Source organism: Falsihalocynthiibacter sp. CO-5D18, assembly GCF_041205445.1.
Classification (GTDB): domain Bacteria; phylum Pseudomonadota; class Alphaproteobacteria; order Rhodobacterales; family Rhodobacteraceae; genus Falsihalocynthiibacter; species Falsihalocynthiibacter arcticus.
Map to the genome: position 1 here is coordinate 1 of NZ_JBGFCF010000080.1, position 590 is coordinate 590.

Annotated in this window: 2 protein-coding genes; both read left to right on the top strand. The window is 54.7% G+C overall.

From position 1 onward, the window contains the following. The coding region (locus tag AB9F27_RS21990) for an acyl-CoA dehydrogenase domain-containing protein (RefSeq protein ID WP_369758216.1) at window positions 1–269 on the top strand (269 nt) is incomplete at its 5' end. Between the two features lie 39 nt (window positions 270–308). Then, window positions 309–491, top strand: coding sequence for a hypothetical protein (locus tag AB9F27_RS21995; protein WP_369756689.1), 183 nt, complete (start codon window positions 309–311; stop codon window positions 489–491). Window positions 492–590: the final 99 nt, after the last annotated feature.

Consider the following 590-nt stretch of genomic DNA (forward strand, 5'->3'; position numbering starts at 1 on the left):
AAGAGACCGATTTGCCGCTTGTCCGCTTTGCTGCAGCAGATGCGTTTCGAAGAATCCGCCAAGTACTTGACGAGGTGATCGCGAATATGCCCGCGCGTTGGGCGGCTCTGTTGTTGCGGATGTTGACCGTTCCAGGGGCTATCGAGCGCGGGCCGGATGATTGGCTTACGTCAGAGTGCAGCGATTTGATTTATGAACCCTCGACCATCCACCACCGCGTCAAGGGCAAGGTTTTTAACAGTTGCAGCCGACACGGGCTGGATGTGTAGAACATCCGTTATGCTAAGGTCACTGAAATGGCGCCGGGAATGAAACGCCTGCGAGAGGCTGGAAAAACTCCGCAAGAGGCGCGGGAAGCGGGAATTCATTCCGACGCTGAAATGGCAGGGATTGCCGAGATGGACGCGCTTGTTGCCAAAGTGGTGGCCGTTGACGATTTCACGCCTGAAGCGCTTGGTGCATATTTTCCAGCGTCGCTCCGGAACATCTAGCTCGCACGATTGAAGCATTGGCACACGGCCTATCGTTTGTATCGCGACCAGATTCCCCTCTTGAGACCAATTTTGAGGGTGTGATGGGTTTAGAAAACG

Excerpts from the sequence above, each read along its gene's own strand:
- AB9F27_RS21995 (WP_369756689.1), top strand. The coding sequence starts at position 309 with ATGAAACGCCTGCGAGAGGCTGGAAAAACTCCGCAAGAGGCGCGGGAA.